General features: G+C 71.7%; 14 protein-coding genes and 1 pseudogene. 6 read left to right on the top strand and 9 right to left on the bottom strand.

Annotated features, from left to right (window positions below; genetic code table 11):
* Position 1: 1 nt before the first annotated feature.
* The gene (locus ACZ6ZT_RS11720; protein WP_469718030.1) at positions 2-1,177 is read left to right on the top strand and encodes a GTP-binding protein; all 1,176 of its coding nucleotides are present in this window, start codon (positions 2-4) and stop codon (positions 1,175-1,177) included.
* Positions 1,178-1,306: 129 nt separating this feature from the next.
* On the opposite strand, the gene ACZ6ZT_RS11715 is transcribed toward ACZ6ZT_RS11720, so the two are convergent.
* From ACZ6ZT_RS11715 to ACZ6ZT_RS11700, 4 genes are all read right to left on the bottom strand, one after another.
* Positions 1,307-2,179 (bottom strand): GTP-binding protein, encoded by an 873-nt coding sequence (locus tag ACZ6ZT_RS11715; protein WP_469718026.1) that lies wholly within the window; start codon positions 2,177-2,179, stop codon positions 1,307-1,309.
* Between the two features lie 334 nt (positions 2,180-2,513).
* Positions 2,514-2,900, bottom strand: coding sequence for a hypothetical protein (locus ACZ6ZT_RS11710; protein ID WP_469718022.1), 387 nt, complete (start codon positions 2,898-2,900; stop codon positions 2,514-2,516).
* Positions 2,901-2,936: 36 nt separating this feature from the next.
* Positions 2,937-3,407 (bottom strand): Fur family transcriptional regulator, encoded by a 471-nt coding sequence (locus ACZ6ZT_RS11705; protein WP_469718018.1) that lies wholly within the window; start codon positions 3,405-3,407, stop codon positions 2,937-2,939.
* Between the two features lie 203 nt (positions 3,408-3,610).
* Positions 3,611-4,429, bottom strand: a complete 819-nt coding sequence (locus tag ACZ6ZT_RS11700; protein WP_469718015.1) for a TrmB family transcriptional regulator — start codon at positions 4,427-4,429, stop codon at positions 3,611-3,613.
* A gap of 365 nt (positions 4,430-4,794) precedes the next feature.
* Here ACZ6ZT_RS11700 and ACZ6ZT_RS11695 point away from each other — a divergent pair, with 365 nt between their 5' ends.
* Entirely contained in the window at positions 4,795-6,720 is a 1,926-nt protein-coding gene (locus tag ACZ6ZT_RS11695; protein ID WP_469718295.1) for a putative Ig domain-containing protein, read from the top strand.
* Between the two features lie 104 nt (positions 6,721-6,824).
* On the opposite strand, the gene rpsN is transcribed toward ACZ6ZT_RS11695, so the two are convergent.
* Positions 6,825-7,130, bottom strand: a complete 306-nt coding sequence (gene rpsN / locus ACZ6ZT_RS11690) for a 30S ribosomal protein S14 (protein ID WP_469718011.1) — start codon at positions 7,128-7,130, stop codon at positions 6,825-6,827.
* Positions 7,130-7,366, bottom strand: coding sequence for a 50S ribosomal protein L28 (gene rpmB / locus ACZ6ZT_RS11685; protein WP_469718008.1), 237 nt, complete (start codon positions 7,364-7,366; stop codon positions 7,130-7,132). The genes rpsN and rpmB overlap by 1 nt, the downstream gene beginning before the upstream one ends.
* A gap of 104 nt (positions 7,367-7,470) precedes the next feature.
* On the opposite strand from rpmB, the pseudogene ACZ6ZT_RS11680 reads away from it, so the two are divergent.
* Positions 7,471-7,893, top strand: a pseudogene (locus ACZ6ZT_RS11680) (hypothetical protein); the annotation flags it as partial.
* 132 nt (positions 7,894-8,025) lie between these two features.
* Here ACZ6ZT_RS11680 and ACZ6ZT_RS11675 read toward each other — a convergent pair.
* The 3 genes from ACZ6ZT_RS11675 to ACZ6ZT_RS11665 form a co-directional block, all read right to left on the bottom strand.
* Complete coding sequence (locus ACZ6ZT_RS11675) at positions 8,026-8,913, bottom strand: metal ABC transporter permease (RefSeq protein WP_469718004.1); 888 nt, start codon at positions 8,911-8,913, stop codon at positions 8,026-8,028.
* Positions 8,910-9,713, bottom strand: a complete 804-nt coding sequence (locus ACZ6ZT_RS11670) for a metal ABC transporter ATP-binding protein (RefSeq protein ID WP_469718292.1) — start codon at positions 9,711-9,713, stop codon at positions 8,910-8,912. Before ACZ6ZT_RS11670 ends, ACZ6ZT_RS11675 begins: the two co-directional genes overlap by 4 nt.
* 101 nt (positions 9,714-9,814) lie before the next feature.
* Positions 9,815-10,759 carry a metal ABC transporter solute-binding protein, Zn/Mn family gene (locus tag ACZ6ZT_RS11665; RefSeq protein ID WP_469718000.1) on the bottom strand — a complete coding sequence of 315 codons (945 nt, stop codon included), beginning with the start codon at positions 10,757-10,759 and terminating at the stop codon, positions 9,815-9,817.
* A 362-nt stretch (positions 10,760-11,121) separates the two neighbouring features.
* Here ACZ6ZT_RS11665 and ACZ6ZT_RS11660 point away from each other — a divergent pair, with 362 nt between their 5' ends.
* From ACZ6ZT_RS11660 to ACZ6ZT_RS11650, 3 genes are all read left to right on the top strand, one after another.
* Complete coding sequence (locus ACZ6ZT_RS11660) at positions 11,122-12,159, top strand: permease (RefSeq protein WP_469717997.1); 1,038 nt, start codon at positions 11,122-11,124, stop codon at positions 12,157-12,159.
* A complete protein-coding gene (locus ACZ6ZT_RS11655; protein ID WP_469717994.1) occupies positions 12,156-12,962 on the top strand; it encodes a TIGR03943 family putative permease subunit in 807 nt (268 codons plus the stop codon). Before ACZ6ZT_RS11660 ends, ACZ6ZT_RS11655 begins: the two co-directional genes overlap by 4 nt.
* A 114-nt stretch (positions 12,963-13,076) precedes the next feature.
* Complete coding sequence (locus ACZ6ZT_RS11650) at positions 13,077-14,351, top strand: APC family permease (protein WP_469717991.1); 1,275 nt, start codon at positions 13,077-13,079, stop codon at positions 14,349-14,351.
* Positions 14,352-14,353 lie beyond the last annotated feature (2 nt).

Genomic DNA, 14,353 nt, shown 5'->3' with positions numbered 1-14,353 from the left:
GATGGGTAGCGCCCCTGACCGGCGGCTGCCGGTGACCGTGCTGTCCGGCTTCCTCGGAGCCGGCAAGACCACGCTCCTCAACCACGTGCTGAGCAACCGTGAGGGACTGCGGGTCGCGGTCATCGTCAACGACATGAGCGAGATCAACATCGACGCGGCGCTCGTGCGCGGCGGCGCGGCGGCCCTGTCGCGGACCGAGGAGCGCCTGGTCGAGATGACCAACGGGTGCATCTGCTGCACCCTGCGCGACGACCTGCTGGAGGAAGTGGACCGCCTCGCCCGCGAGGGCCGCTTCGACTACCTCCTCATCGAGTCCAGCGGCATCTCCGAGCCGATGCCGGTCGCCGCGACCTTCGCCTTCCCGCGCGACGACGGCGCCACCCTGGGCGACCTGGCCCGCCTGGACACGATGGTCACCGTCGTGGACGCGGCGAACTTCCTGCCCGAACTCGCCGGAGGCGACGGCCTGGCCGAGCGCGGACTGGACCAGTACGAGGAGGACGAGCGGACCGTCAGCGACCTGCTGATGGACCAGATCGAGTTCGCCGACGTCATCGTCCTCAACAAGCTCGACCTCGTCGACGCGGTGGACGCCCTGCGCCTGCGCGCCGCGCTGCTCCGGCTGAACCCGGCCGCCCGCCTGGTGACCGCCGTCCGGGGCCAAGTGGCCGCCGCCGACGTCCTGGGGACCGGTCTGTTCGACCTGGAACGCGCGCAGCAGGCACCCGGCTGGGTCATGGAGCTCAACGGCGACCATGTCCCGGAGACCGAGGAGTACGGGATCTCCAGCATCGTCTTCCGCTCCGAACTGCCCTTCCACCCGGGCCGGTTGTTCACCTTCGTCACCAAGGGGCTGGACAGCGGCACGTTCGGCACGGTCCTGCGCTCCAAGGGCTTCTTCTACCTGGCCAGCCGGCCGCACGTCACCGGGCTCTGGTCGCAGGCGGGCTCCGTGGCCCGCTTCGAACCGTCCGGCGTCCGCGACGACGCCCAGGGACAGGAACTGGTCTTCATCGGCACCGGCCTGCGCGCACAGGCCCTGCGGGCGGCGCTGGCCGGATGCCTGATGGCCGAGGGCGAAAGCCTGCCCGACGTCGACCCGTTCCCCGCCTGGGACACCTACGGGATCGAGGACGCCTGCGAGCACGAGCAGCCCCCGCTCGCACAGGCGGCGTAGAGACTCCGGGACGGGCGGTGGTCGCAGCCACGGCATCGCCCGCCCCGGCCCCCTGAAACCTGAAGGCACCTCGCGGAAGCGAGGTGCCTTCAGGCGTTGGTGCGGGGGTGGGCGCTCACTCGGCTCGGCTCAGTGGTCTTCGTTCGCGCCGAGGAGCGGATCACTCATGGCGCCCCAGCCCTCCCGGCCGAGCGAGAGTTCGGCGTCGGTGAGCAGGGCGGCGTCGAGTGCGCCCGCGATCCGGTCCAGGTCGAGGCCCGCGCCCGTGAAGGCGATCTCGTTACGGCGTTCGCCGTAGTAGTCGTCCCAGAACCAGCAGGCCATCGTGCGCCGCCCGGGCGAGGCGGCTGCCCACGCGGGCGAGGCCGGTGCCTCCAGCCAGCGGTCGGCCTCGCGGATCTCCAGGTGACCCCCGGCCGATCGCCAGGTGACGACGGCGTCCGGCCGGCTGGCGAGCCAGAGGTGGCCGCGGCTGCGCAGGACGCCGAGCATGACGTCGCCCAGTGCCCCGGCGAGCCGCTCGGGGTGCAGGGGGCGCCGGGAACGCCACACGACGGTGGAGACGGCCTGGTGGGATTCGGGGTGCGCGTACGGGGAGGCCACCGCGTCCAGTCGGGACTCCCACGCCTCGCGCGCCTGCTCCGGGACCTGTCGGCGGGTCAGGACCCGGCCCGAGGCCGGCTGCCGGGCGGTGACCCTGCCGAGAGTGATCATGCCGGCACGGGCGTTGAGGTGCCGCAGGAGCGCGGCGGCGGCCTGGCCGGACCTCTCGTCCGCCGGCGAGGCGTCCGTCAGGACGAGGGCGTCGGCCGCTTCGACCTGACGGACGGCGGCCTCCGCCGGTGTCAGCGGCTCGCCCTGGGCGTCACCGCCCCAGACGTGAACCGCGCGGTGGACGCAGGCGATGTCCGCGAGGAACGTGGCCGGGTCGACACCGACGAGGACGGGGGCGGCGTCGTAGTGGTCCTCCAGGCTGTCGGCGACGGTCCGGGCCCGCCACAACTGGAGGAGGAAGGGCAGTACGTCGAGTGTCCGGGCAGAGCCAGAACGACGTGCACGTCCTTCGCCGAGCGCCGGAGGGAGACCAGGTCCTGACGCAGGATCACCACCGGGTCGCCGGTCGCGCCCGACGGGGCGTGCGCCGCCGTCCGGGCGTCGGCCGTGGTCACCATGCGCTGGACCACCGGGTAGCCGCCGGAAGGGCTGTCGTGGACCGACACCGAGAGGACGACGGCGTCGGGGCTCGCCCGCAGCAGCTGCTCGACGAGCCCGCCACGGATCTCCGGCGAGTTTCCGGCGACCACGCTCAGCAGGCCCTTCGGCGGCCGGACGCCCGTCACGGGCGCGGAGCGCGCAAGGGGCGCGCGGCGAGGAGCCCGGCGGGCAGGCCGGTGGCGCCGGGCATACCGTCGAGGAGCCAGCCTCGTAGCGTCTCCGCGTCCGCCGCGCTCTGGAGCGGACCCAGCGGCACGGCGGCTCCGGCCGGCCGGCGGTCTTCGGTACAGGGCTGGACGATCACGTGCGCGCCGCGGCCCGATGAGCAGTCCAGTACGTGGGCCAGGCACTGCGTGGCCACCATGACGCCGTGCGGGCACGCGCGCACCGCCTGACGGAGCCGACCGATGACCGCCTGGCCCGCCCACTCGGCGCAGGGCGCGCAGCTGATGAGTGTGTACGGACGGGGGCGATCCACGCCCGCCTCGTCATGACCGGCATCGTGCATGGAAACCCCTTGATGGAAATGGTTTCCATTTTTATATCACGCTCGGGCGGGGAGGCACCTGCGACAGGTCCCGGTCACGCTCACCGCGTGCCGCACGTCGTGGAACCCGTAGCGGCGCCCCAATCCCGCGAGCCACTCCTCCAGTCCCTCGGAGGCGAACGGGACGCCCTCCCCGCACCCGCGGCATTCCAGGCGGTGTTCGTGCGCGCCCGGCAGCAGGCGGTACCTCTTTCCCGGGGAGCGGTGCACGACTTCGAGCAGACCGGCCGCGTCGGCGGCCCTCAGGGTTCGGTAGACCGTGGACAGGCCGATGTGCCGGCCTCGCGTCGCGGTGAGGGCGTGCAGCTGCCGGGCGGTGAGAAACCTCCCCGCGTCTCCGAGGGCCCTCAGGATCTCGGTTCGCCGCTCCATGGACCTGCGGCGGGCCGCGTCGGCGGGGGCGGGCTCGTGGGCGGCCTCCTCTTCGCCCGGCACCCGGGTGTCCGCCTTGCGTTCGGCATGCGCCAACGCAGCCGCGTGCGACGCCCGTTGGAGCCCCCCTTGGCGCCGGACGAGCGTCGCACGCGACCTCGCACACCTTAGGTCGCCATGGTAATCGTTTTCAACTGATGACCCGGAAGAAGTCGGTACTTTGACAATCGTTTTCCATCGGCCCTCTCGGATGGGGGGCGGACGAGGGTGCGGATGTGGACGTGGACGCGGACGGCGCGTCAGCCGTCGGCCGCTCCCGGTGCGATGCGGGCCTGTTCCCATACCGAGAGGAAGGCGAGCCGCAGACAGCCGGCGAGCGCGGGGTGTTCGATGTACAGGGCCGTGGTGGCGTCGGTTCCGGCCACCGGGTCGGGCATGTCGCACAGCACCAGCGAGGCGTCCGCGACGATCAGCTTGAGCGGGAGGTCCGGAGTGAAGCGAGACTCCTCGCCCGCCGCGGCGAACCGGCGTACGTTCTCCAGCACTTCGGCGTCGTCGAGGGCGTCGTGGGTGTAGACGGCGCGGGCCGTGCCCCCGGCCCGGCGCAGGCGGCGGACCGTCTTGATGCCCTCGTTGTTGGCCGGGGGAGCGACGAACGGCGGTTTGCAGAAGCTGAGGAGCTCGCGGGAGGCCTGCTCCTGGATGCTGTCGAACCGCTCCGCTATCGCCCGCGGATCGCGCAGCACCTCGATGTAGTCGAGCGGATCGGTGTGGGTGCGTCCATCGGACCAGATCGGGAGCAGCGCCGCGGCGAGGGCGGTCGACACGCCGTTCAGCCGTTCCAGGGCCTCCCGTTGCAGGGTCATCAGCCGGGCGAGGGCCAGTTCGGGAGCCACCGCGGAGAAGGCCGCGACCCGGCCGGGGCGCAGCACGGCGAGGCGCCGTCGCACCAGGGCGTCGAGTACGTCGTAGACGCGCTGGCGGGGGACGTCCGCGGCGCGGGCCGCCTCGGCGGCGCTGTACGACTCGCGCCGGACCAGGGCGAGATAGACCCGGGCTTCGTAGCGGGAGAGCCCGAGGGACATCAGGTCGTTGACCGCGCTGTCGTCCAAGTCCATGGCAGGAACGGTATACGCGGATATCACTGACCGAAAGCAACCCTTTACCATTCGCCGGGTAGTTCCTTGGCCCGGACTGTCCCTACCTTCGGCGTTGGCCACCACTCCTCGTGGTGACATCCGCACCGTCGCACGCGTGCCACTCGCAACCCCCACGCCGACCCTCCGGTCCGGCATGCCCTGACGTGCTCGTACGTCATGTCGTATGTCATGATCACGTCAATGTCAGGGGATCCCCCGGCGTGGGCACCCCACCCCCCATGGAGGGCAGTTCCTTGCGCAACGCCCTGTCCCACCGTGCCGCGCGGCTGAGCCGCCGCGGCACGACCGCCTTACTCTCGGCGGTCGCCCTGATATCCGGCGGGATGCTCGCCTTCGCCGCACCGTCCCTCGCCTCCGCCGGAGCCGGCGCGCCGGCCGGCGCCGCCGCCACGGCCGTGCACACCCAGCGGCTCTGCTCGGAGCCCTCGAAACCCGGGTACATGGCCTGTCACGCGCTGGCCCGCACCGACCTCAAGCAGCAGCTCAGCCTCGCGCCCAACGTGCTCCCGTCCGGCTACGGTCCCGCCGATCTGCAGGGCGCGTACGCGCTGCCGGCCTCCGCCGGCGCCGGTGCGACGGTCGCCATCATCGACGCCTATGACGACCCGAACGCGGAATCCGACCTGGCGGCCTACCGCTCCCAGTACGGCCTGCCCGCCTGTACCACGGCCAACGGCTGCTTCCGCAAGGTCGACCAGAACGGCGGCACCAGCTACCCGACCGCCGACTCCGGCTGGGCCGGCGAGATCTCCCTCGACGTGGACATGGTCAGCGCTGTCTGCCCGCAGTGCCACATCCTGCTCGTCGAGGCGAACCAGCCCTCCATGGCGGACCTCGGCACCGCGGTCAACCGCGCCGTGACGATGGGCGCCAAGTACGTCTCCAACAGCTACGGCGGCGGCGAGGACTCCACCGACCCCGCCTCCGACTCCTCGTACTTCAACCACCCCGGCGTCGCCATCACCGTCAGCTCCGGTGACAGCGGCTACGGCGTCGAGTACCCGGCGGCCTCCCAGTACGTCACCGCCGTCGGCGGCACCTCGCTCAGCCGCGCCGGCGGCACCTCCCGCGGCTGGTCCGAGAGCGTCTGGGGCACCAGCTCCGGCGGCAACGGCGCCGGCTCCGGCTGCTCCGGCTTCACCACCAAACCGTCCTGGCAGAAGGACACCGGCTGCGCCAAGCGCACCGTCGCCGACGTCTCCGCGGTCGCCGACCCGGCCACCGGCCTCGCGGTCTACGACAGCTACCAGGCAAGCGGCTGGAACGTCTACGGCGGCACCAGCGCCTCGGCGCCGATCATCGCCTCCGTCTACGCCCTCGCCGGCACCCCGGCCGCCGGCTCCTACCCGTCCTCCTACCCCTACGCCCACACCGCGTCGCTCAACGACGTGACCAGCGGCGCCAACGGCTCCTGCTCCAGCAGCTACCTCTGCACCGCCAAGGCCGGCTACGACGGCCCGACCGGTCTCGGCACGCCCAACGGCACCGCGGCCTTCACCGGCGGCACCAGCGGCGGCAACACCGTCACCGTCACCAGCCCGGGCAACCGCTCCACCACCGTCAACACGGCCGTCTTGCTGCAGATCCAGGCCACCGACTCGGCGAGCGGGCAGACCCTCACGTACAGCGCCACCGGGCTCCCGCCCGGCCTGTCCGTCAACGCCTCCACCGGCCTGATCAGCGGTACGCCGACCACCGCGGGCACCTACAACGTCACCGTCACCGCCAAGGACAGCACCAACGCCAGCGGCAGCGCCTCCTTCACCTGGACCGTCACCCCGGTCGGCGGCGGCTGCACCCCGGCCCAGCTGCTCGGCAACCAGGGCTTCGAGACGGGCACCGCCGCGCCGTGGACCGCCAGCACCGGTGTGGTCGACAACGGCAGTGGTGAGGCCGCGCACTCCGGGTCCTGGAAGGCCTGGATGAACGGTTACGGCTCCACCCACACCGACTCGCTCTCGCAGTCGGTGACCATCCCGGCCGGCTGCCACGCCAGCCTCAGCTTCTATCTGCACATCGACACCGCGGAGACGTCCACCACCACGGCGTACGACAAGCTGACGGTGACGGCCAACTCCACGACGCTGGCCGGCTACTCCAACCTCAACAAGAACGCCGGCTACGCGCAGAAGACCTTCGACCTGTCCTCCTTCGCGGGCCAGACGGTCACGGTCAAGTTCGCCGGCAGCGAGGACTCCAGCCTGCAGACCTCGTTCGTGATCGACGACACGGCGCTCAGCGTCAGCTGACGCCAAGGGCACAAGAGGGACCGGCGGGTCACCGTATCTTCACGGTGACCCGCCGCTGTGTCAGCGCCCGGCCGGGCAGCCCTCCCGGGCAGCCGTCGCCGGGGTCACCAGGAGGACTTGGTCACTCCGGGGAGGAAGCCGGCGTGGGCTTGCTGGCGTGCGCGAACGCGGGAGAGCCCGAACTTGCGCAGGTAGCCGCGGGGGCGGCCGTCGACGCTGTCGCGGTTGCGGACCCGGGTGGCGCTCGCGTCACGCGGCTGGCGGCGCAGCTCGGCCAGTGCGGCTGCGCGTTCCTCCGTGGTGGCGGACGGGCGGCGGATGATCTCCTTCAGCTCGGCGCGCCGTGCGGCGTAGCGGCCGACGACGGCCTTGCGCTTCTCGTTCTGCGCGATCTTGCTCTTCTTCGCCATCAGATCTTCCCCCCTCGGGCACGGATCCGCGCCACGGCCGCCTCGATGCCGATCGTGTCCACCGTCTTGATCGCCTTGGCGCTCAGGGTCAGGCGGACGTTGCGGCCCTCGCTGGGCAGCCAGTAGCGCTTGTGCTGGATGTTCGGGTCGAATCGGCGTGAGGTGCGCCGGTGGGAGTGGGAGATGTTGTTGCCGAAGCCGGGCTTGGCGCCGGTCAGCTGGCAGTGGGCGGACATGGGTGTATTACCTGCCTCTCGCGGAACCATCCCGGTGTTGGAAATGGAAACCATTCCCATATAGTAGCGTCATGGCACGCAACGAACTCCGCCCGGTCATCAAGCAGTGGACGGTGGGGGACACCTGGGTCCGGCAGCTGGAGTACGCGCCCGTCCTCGTCCTCGTGGACAACGGCGAGGCCGATGACGAGGACCGTGCTCTGCTGGCCCAACTGCACCCCACCGCCCGCCAGATGCCGGCCGGCTCGGGTGGACTGGCCGAAGCGGCCTTCGCCGGCTTTGATGTCGAGGCCGCCGCGGCGGCGCAGGACCCCGCCTGTGCGCTGCTGCCCCAGGACGCCGACGACGCCGGGGTCACCACCCTGGTCTGGCACCGCCGCCGGCCCTTGCGCCCCGAACGCCTCTACCAAGCATTGGAGGACCTGTGCTGCGCGGCGGCGCGCAGCACGGACGCCGAGTACGCGGCCGGGCGTGAGGGCTGGAAACACCTCCCCGCCGCCTTCGACACCCTTCTCGACCCCGTCTGACCCTCCCCGATCCAGGAGAACAGGTCCCGCTGGGCGCCGCGCCCCGTGCCGGCTTCCCCGCCACCGGTCTGGCGGGGCGCCGGTCGGCCGGCACCGGGGGAGGGGTTCCGGTGCCGGCCGATGGTGTCCACTCTAAACCGTCATGGCAATCGTTTTCAGCGGATGCTGACGTCGTTTCACGGGCCGGTGGGTGCCCACCACTCGGCAGACGAGGTAGAGGGTGAACGAGATCGTCGTGACGTACGGGCTGATGGGGATCGAGCTGCCCACGGCCAGCAGGATGCCGCCCTCGATGGAGACCACGGCGAACACCACGCTGAGCAGGGGGAGCAGGACGGGAGAGGCGGTGACGCGGGCGGCGGCGGCCGCGGGTGTGACGACGAGGGTGAGGACCAGCAGCGCGCCGACGATCTGCACCGACAGCGCGACCGTGAGACCGAGCGCGAGCATGAAGACGAAGGACAGTGACCGCACCGGCACCCCGCGGGCCTGGGCGACGTCCGGGTCGCTGCTCGCGAAGGTCAGGGGACGCCAGATGACCGCGAGGACGGCCAGGACGAGGGCGGAGGTGCCGAGCAGCCAGGCCGTCTGCGGGGTGTCGACGGCGACGATCTGACCGGTGAGGAGACCGAACTTGTTGGCCGCGCGCCCCTTGTAGAGGGCGAGGAAGAGCACGCCGAGCCCCAGGCCGAACGGCATGATGATGCCGATCACCGAGTTGCGGTCGCGGGCCCGCGACCCCAGGACACCGATCGCCCCGGCCGCGAGGAGCGAGCCGACGATCGAGCCCGCCACCACGTTCACACCCAGCAGCAGGGCTGCCGACGCGCCCGCGAACGACAGTTCGCTGATGCCGTGCACCGCGAAGGGCAGGTCGCGCATCATGACGAAGACACCGGCGAGGCCGCCGACCAGGCCCAGGGCGGCGCCGGCGATCAGCGAATTGTGAACGAGCGCCAGGAGTTCGCCGTAATCGTCGAAGGTGAAGATCTGGTGCCAGATCCCGTCGCCGAGCGTCATGGGCGGGCTCCCTCGTTCTGCTGGGTTCCGCCGGTCGCACGGGCGGGATGGTGTGCGGGCGCGGCGACCTCGTCGGGTGCTCCGACGACCACCACGCGCCCGTGGACGCGGACCACGTCGACCCGGGTGCCGTACAGCCGCGACAGCGACGCGGAAGTGAGGACCTGCTCGGGCGTACCGACGCGGTAGCCGCCCCGCGCCAGGTAGAGCACGCGGTCGACCAGAGGGAGGACCGGGTTGATCTCATGGGTCACGAAGACCACGGCCGTGTCGTGCGAACGGCGTCGGGCGTCCACCAGTTCGGTGACGGCCCGTTGGTGGTTCAGGTCGAGTGAGAGCAGCGGCTCGTCGCACAGCAGGACCCGGGGGTCGGTCGCGAGAGCCTGGCCGATGCGTACCCGCTGGCGTTCCCCGCCGGACAGCAGGCCGAGCGGGGTGTCGGCGTACGCCGACGCGCCCACCGCCTCAAGGATCTCGTCGACCCGGCGGCGAACGGCGTGCGTGCGCGGCCGTGGCCCGAAGCGGTGCCCGTCGATCCCGAAACGCACGAGGTCGCGGGCCCGCACCATCGCCTGCGCGGACAGCTCCGCCTGCTGGGGGACGTACCCGATGTGCCGCCCGGCCGCCCTCGCGGGCCGGCCGAGCACGGTCAGTTCCCCCGTGGACAGCGGCTGTCGGCCCAGCAGCGCCCGGACCAGGCTGGTCTTGCCCGAACCGTTCGGTCCGAGCACGGCGAGGAACTCCCCGGGCCGCACGTCGAGATCGAGGCCGCGCCACACCACGCGCTCGCCGTAGGCCATGGCGGCTCCGCGCAGCCTGATGACCGGCGCGGAGCCGGTGGCGTCGTCGCTTCCGGCGTCACCGCGGCGCGTCCGGGGTACGGGGGCCACGGCTGCCCGCCTCACTTGGCCAGCGCGCTCGCGAGCGCGTCGAGGTTCGCCGTCATCCAGCCGACGTAGTCCTTGCCCTCGGGCAGGGTCTCGGTGACCGGCACGACGGCGATACCGGCCGCCTTGGCGGCGTTCTCGACCTTCTCCGTCTGCGGGCCGGAGGTCTGCGCGTTGTAGACCAGCGCCTTGACCTGATTGTCGCTGTAGAGGGCGAGGGTCTCCTGGAGGGCCTTCGGGGAGACGTCGTCGCCCTCCTCGACGGCCTCGCTGAACTCCTTGGGCGTCTTGTTGACCAGGCCGCTCGCCTCGGTCATGTACAGCGGGACCGGCTCGGTGATGCCGACGCCCTCGCCGTCGTGCTCCTTCTTGATCTGGGCTGCCTTGGTCTCCAGCGCGGCCACCTTCGCCTTGAAGGCCGCGGCGTTCGCGGTGAAGGTGGCCGCTCGCTCCGGAGCGGCCTTGCCCAGGGCGGCGGCGACGCTGTCGGCGATCTTGGAGACGCTGGGGAAGTCGTACCAGACGTGCTCGTTGAGCTCGCCTCCGGCCGGGGCGGTCTTCCCCGAGACCTTGACCGCGTCGATCACTTCGGCGGAGGACTTGCCGCTCTTCAGCATCCGTTCGATGAAATCGTCGTAACCGCCGCCGTTCTCGACGACGACCTTCGCCTTGGACAGGGCCAGCTGGTTCTGGGTACTGGCCTCGAACGAGTGCGGATCCTGGCCGGGGTCGCTGATGACCGACGTGACGGCTACACCGTCACCGCCGATCTGTTTCACGATGTCGCCGTACACATTGGTCGAGGCGACCACCGCGATTCCGGAGGGGGAGGACGGAGCCGCGTCCGACGCGGAGCCCTTGGGCTTTCCGGAGTCGGTGGAGGCTCCGCAGCCGGCCACGAGCGCCAGCGAGGCACCGGCTATCAGCGCCAGGCGGCGGCGGGACGGGAACGAAAGCATGGATCCTCCAGGACAAGTCGGGAGCAAGGGCCGGCCAGAGCGGGGGGCGGCTGTGAGGGGTCGCCCGTGCCGCCTGACGGTCACGCTAGATGAAAATGAATGCCAACACCATCAACCGGCCTGATTGATGTGAAAATCGTTACCAGGAGGCCGTCGAGGGTCGGTGCTCGCGCTGGAGTCGACCGAGGCGAAGGGGCGGATTTTTGCCCTTTCTTGGCAGGAATTCTTCATCTTTATCGGCAATGTGACGAGTTCGCTGAGGTAGATTTCCCGACCCGTGAGGCCTGGTGAGTCAGGGGCGCATGCCCCTGGCCCGGCCCCGGCCGAACTTCATCACAACGTCGCCGACACGCGGAGATGGCATGCACCAGACAGCCGAGCTCGCCGGGGAAGCGACGGTGGGCGTCGGGGCTCCCGAGTCCGCCGGTGACGCGTCCTCCGGGGGTTCGATCCCCGGGTGGGTGTTCCTGTGGGCCATGGCGATGGCCGTGTGCGGTGTCATGATCCTGGTCGGCGCCGGATGGCTGGACGCGGCGGCGGTGCGGGCCTGGCGGACCGTCTGTCTCGCCGTCACCGTGCAGGCGCTGCCGTTCCTGCTGCTCGGCACGGCCCTGTCCGGCGCCATCAACGCCTTCGTCCCCGAACGGGTCTTCACGCGGATGCTGCCCAAGCGGCCGGCGCTCGCCGTCCCGGTCGCCGGCCTGGCCGGCGTGGTCCTGCCCGGCTGCGAATGTGCGTCGGTCCCGGTCGCCAACAGCCTGATCGGCCGGGGGGTCACCCCGGCCGCGGCCTTCGCCTTCCTGCTGTCCGCCCCCGCCATCAACCCCGTCGTCCTGACCGCCACCGCCATCGCCTTCCCCGGCAGCCCCGCCATGGTCCTGGCCCGGCTGCTCGCCTCGCTCGCCACCGCCGCGGTGATGGGCTGGCTCTGGCTCTGGCTGGGCCGCGCGGAGTGGCTGCGTCCGGCCGCGCGGCACACCGGCCATCAGGCGGGGGGCAGCCGCTGGAGCGAGTTCCGGCTCGGCTTTCAGCACGACTTCCTGCACGCCGGGGGATTCCTGGTACTCGGAGCGATGGCGGCGGCCACCTTCAACGTGGCGGTCCCGCGCTCGGTCCTCGACCTGGTCTCCGGCTCGCCCTGGCTGTCCGTCCTCTTTCTGGCGGCCCTCGCCATCGTCCTCGCGGTGTGCTCCGAAGCCGACGCGTTCGTGGCCGCCTCGCTGACCGGCTTCTCGCCCCTGGCGCGGCTGGCGTTCATGGTGGTCGGCCCGATGGTCGACCTGAAACTCATCGCCCTGCAGGCGGGCACGTTCGGCAGGGCCTTCGCTGTCCGCTTCTCCACCGCCACGACCGTCGTGGCGGTGCTGTCCAGTGTCCTGGTCGGAGGGATCCTGCTGTGAAGCGGTCGGCACAGGCGTTCCTGCTGCTCCTCATTGGCTCCGGCCTGCTGCACGTCTCCCTGTTCACCGACCTGTGCCTGAGGTACGTCAAGCCGGGCATGCGGCCCCCGCTGATCGCCTCCGGTGTCCTGCTGCTGGTGCTGGCGGCGGCGGAGATCTGGTCCCACCGCACCTCGTACATGCGGCGCAGGGCCACGAAGACCGACGAGCACACGGACCACAGCGGCGACGGCGAGGCCAACGAGGCGGACCACCCGCCACACGCATCCGCACACGGGCACGACCATTCCCGCGTCCCCCGGGTGGCCTGGCTGCTGTTCCTGCCCGCCCTGAGCCTGCTCGTCTACGCCCCGCCCGCCCTCGGCTCGTACACCGCCTCCCGCGCCTCCGCCCAGGCCGTCACGGTGCAGCAGCGCTTCGAGGCGCTGCCCGCCACCTCGCCGCTGCCGATGACCCTCACCCAGTTCACACGCCGCGTACAGCAGGACCCCAGCCAGGCCATCAAAGGACGGGCCGTGCAGATGAGCGGCCTGGTCACCTTGGACGAGGGCAGTGACGACTGGTACCTGACCCGGATCATCATCTCGTGCTGCGCCGCCGACGCGCAGTCCGTGAAGGTCCGCGTCCACTCCGTGCCCGCCCCGCCCGCCGACACCTGGGTCTCGGTCACCGGCACCTGGCACCCCGGCGGCACACTCGGCACGCGGTCCGCGCCGGCCGAACTGGACGCCCAGACCGTCGAGAAGGTCGACCAGCCGGTGAACGGGTACAGCGACAGCCTGCCCCTCGTCCCCTCGGGCTGACGGCCGGTCGGACGGGGCGTTCACCTGCCCGACACCCCGTTCCGCTACCGTGCGCGGATCCATCGGAGTCCGGCAATGGCCGGGGGCCGTTCCGCCGCCGTCGGGGAGTGAGCGATGAGTACGCCGGCCGTGTCCGCCGACAGCGGGGAGCTGCGGCGCCACCTGGGCCTGACCGACGCCGTGGTGATCGGCCTCGGCTCGATGATCGGCGCCGGGATCTTCGTGGCCCTGGCGCCGGCGGCGGGGGCGGCCGGGTCCGGGCTGCTGCTGGGACTGGCCCTGGCCGCGGTGGTGGCGTACTGCAACGCGACCTCCTCCGCGCGGCTGGCGGCCCGCTACCCGCAGTCCGGCGGCACCTACGTCTACGGCCGGGAGCGGCTCGGAGACTTCTGGGGTTACCTGGCGGGCTGGGGCTTCATCGTCGGCAAGACCGCCTCGTGCGCGGCGATGGCCCTGACCGTGGGTTCCTACGTCTGGCCCGGCCAGGCCCACGCGGTCGCGGTCGCGGCGGTGGTCGCGCTCACCGCGGTGAACTACGCCGGGGTGCAGAAGTCGGCCCTGCTGACACGGGGGATCGTCGCCGTGGTCCTGGCGGTGCTCGCCGCGGTGGTCACCGCCTGCCTCACCTCCGCCGACGCGGACGCGGCCCGCCTCGACGTCGGCTCCGACACCTCCCTCGGCGGGGTGCTCCGGGCGGCCGGGCTGCTGTTCTTCGCCTTCGCCGGATACGCCCGCATCGCCACCCTCGGCGAAGAGGTCCGCGACCCGAGGAAGACGATCCCGCGCGCCATTCCGCTGGCACTGGGCATCACGCTGGTCGTCTACGCGGCCGTCGCCACCTCGGTGCTGCTCGTCCTGGGCCCCGACCGCCTCGCCCACGCCTCCGCCCCGCTGGCCGAGGCGGTCCACGCGGCCGGCGTCCCGGCTCTGGCCCCCGTCGTACGGGCCGGGGCGGCCGTCGGGGCCCTCGGTGCACTGCTCGCCCTGATCCTCGGCATCTCGCGGACCACCCTGGCGATGGCCCGTGACCGGCACCTGCCCCGCGTTCTGGCCGCCGTCCACCCCCGCTTCCAGGTCCCGCACCGGGCCGAACTCGCCGTCGGCGCGGTCGTCGCCGTCCTCGCCGCCACGACGGACGTGCGCGGCGCGATCGGCTTCTCCTCCTTCGGAGTGCTCGCCTACTACGCCATCGCCAACGCCTGCGCCTGGACCCTCACCCCCGCCGAAGGCCGCCCGGTCCGCCTCGTCCCGATCGTCGGCACGGCCGGCTGCCTGGTCCTGGCCTTCGCCCTGCCACTGTCCTCCGTACTGACCGGCGCCGCGGTGATCCTGGCCGGCGCCGCCGCCTACGCGGTGCGCACGTTCACCCACCGAGCCCGGCCGACCTGACC

The sequence above is a fragment of the Streptomyces sp. NPDC102258 genome (assembly GCF_055584685.1).
This window is presented reverse-complemented; position numbering and strand designations above follow the sequence as displayed.

Excerpts from the sequence above, each read along its gene's own strand:
- ACZ6ZT_RS11720 (WP_469718030.1), top strand. The coding sequence starts at position 2 with ATGGGTAGCGCCCCTGACCGGCGGCTGCCGGTGACCGTGCTGTCCGGC.
- rpmB (WP_469718008.1), bottom strand. The coding sequence starts at position 7,366 with ATGTCCGCCCACTGCCAGCTGACCGGCGCCAAGCCCGGCTTCGGCAAC.
- ACZ6ZT_RS11675 (WP_469718004.1), bottom strand. The coding sequence starts at position 8,913 with ATGACGCTCGGCGACGGGATCTGGCACCAGATCTTCACCTTCGACGAT.
- ACZ6ZT_RS11660 (WP_469717997.1), top strand. The coding sequence starts at position 11,122 with ATGCACCAGACAGCCGAGCTCGCCGGGGAAGCGACGGTGGGCGTCGGG.
- ACZ6ZT_RS11710 (WP_469718022.1), bottom strand. The coding sequence starts at position 2,900 with ATGCACGATGCCGGTCATGACGAGGCGGGCGTGGATCGCCCCCGTCCG.
- ACZ6ZT_RS11695 (WP_469718295.1), top strand. The coding sequence starts at position 4,795 with ATGCTCGCCTTCGCCGCACCGTCCCTCGCCTCCGCCGGAGCCGGCGCG.
- ACZ6ZT_RS11650 (WP_469717991.1), top strand. The coding sequence starts at position 13,077 with ATGAGTACGCCGGCCGTGTCCGCCGACAGCGGGGAGCTGCGGCGCCAC.
- ACZ6ZT_RS11670 (WP_469718292.1), bottom strand. The coding sequence starts at position 9,713 with ATGGCCTACGGCGAGCGCGTGGTGTGGCGCGGCCTCGATCTCGACGTG.
- ACZ6ZT_RS11700 (WP_469718015.1), bottom strand. The coding sequence starts at position 4,429 with ATGGACTTGGACGACAGCGCGGTCAACGACCTGATGTCCCTCGGGCTC.
- ACZ6ZT_RS11665 (WP_469718000.1), bottom strand. The coding sequence starts at position 10,759 with ATGCTTTCGTTCCCGTCCCGCCGCCGCCTGGCGCTGATAGCCGGTGCC.
- rpsN (WP_469718011.1), bottom strand. The coding sequence starts at position 7,130 with ATGGCGAAGAAGAGCAAGATCGCGCAGAACGAGAAGCGCAAGGCCGTC.